The following is a 966-nucleotide window of genomic DNA, read 5'->3' on the forward strand; positions in this document are numbered from 1 at the left end:
AGATGTAGGCACCGCGGTCGAAAACGACTTCCTTGACGCCGGCCTTGGTGGCGCGCTCGGCGATCAGCTTGCCGATCGCGGCGGCGGCGGCGGTGTCGGCGCCGGTCTTGAGCGAACCCTTGAGGTCCTTCTCGAGCGTCGAAGCGGCAGCGATGGTGTGGCCCTTGGCGTCGTCGATGACCTGCACGTAGATGTTCTTCGACGTGCGGTGGACCGACAGACGCGGACGCTCGCCGGCGACCTTCTTGATCTGACGACGGACGCGCTGCGCGCGGCGCTGCGTGGATTCCTTGGTACCCATGATGGTCTTCCTTGCCTTCAAAAAACGGGGGCCGCCATATGCGGTAGGCGAAAGCGCCTCCCGCGACCGCTCCCCGCGGCGTTACACTTTTTGGCTTGGCCTCAACTTCCCGAGGCCAGGCCCGCTACTTCTTCTTGCCTTCCTTGCGGACGATCTTCTCGCCGGCATAGCGGACGCCCTTGCCCTTGTAGGGCTCGGGACCGCGATACTCGCGGATCTCGGCCGCAACCTGGCCGACTTGCTGCTTGTCGATGCCGGCCACGGTGATTTCGGTCGGCTTCGGCACGGTAATGGTGATGCCGGCCGGCGTCTCATAGACGACGTCATGGCTGAAGCCAAGCGCCAGCTGCAGGTTCTTGCCCTGAAGTGCCGCGCGATAGCCGACGCCGGTGATCTCGAGCTTCTTCTCGAAACCGTCCTTGACGCCCTGCAGGATGTTGACGATCTGCGTGCGCGACATGCCCCACTTGGAGCGGGCGGTCTTGGTCTGGTCGCGCGGCTGGACAGCGATCTCGCTGCCTTCCATCTTGACCAGCACTTCGTCGTTCACCACGAACTTCAGCTCACCCTTGGGGCCCTTCGCCGTCACGGTCTGGCCGTTGACGGTCGCGGTCACGCCCTGCGGCAGCGAAACGGGTTTCTTTCCAATACGAGACATTTTGTTG

Annotated in this window: 2 protein-coding genes; both read right to left on the reverse strand. The window is 63.7% G+C overall.

The features are described from left to right. Positions 1 to 301: 50S ribosomal protein L18 (rplR, locus tag EN906_RS35480; protein ID WP_127375838.1), on the reverse strand; the 301-nt coding region annotated here is incomplete at its 3' end. Between the two features lie 124 nt (positions 302 to 425). Then, a complete protein-coding gene (rplF, locus tag EN906_RS35485; protein WP_013895694.1) occupies positions 426 to 959 on the reverse strand; it encodes a 50S ribosomal protein L6 in 534 nt (177 codons plus the stop codon). Positions 960 to 966: the final 7 nt, after the last annotated feature.

It is taken from the genome of Mesorhizobium sp. M7A.F.Ca.CA.004.06.1.1 (genome assembly GCF_003999135.1).
Lineage (GTDB): Bacteria > Pseudomonadota > Alphaproteobacteria > Rhizobiales > Rhizobiaceae > Mesorhizobium.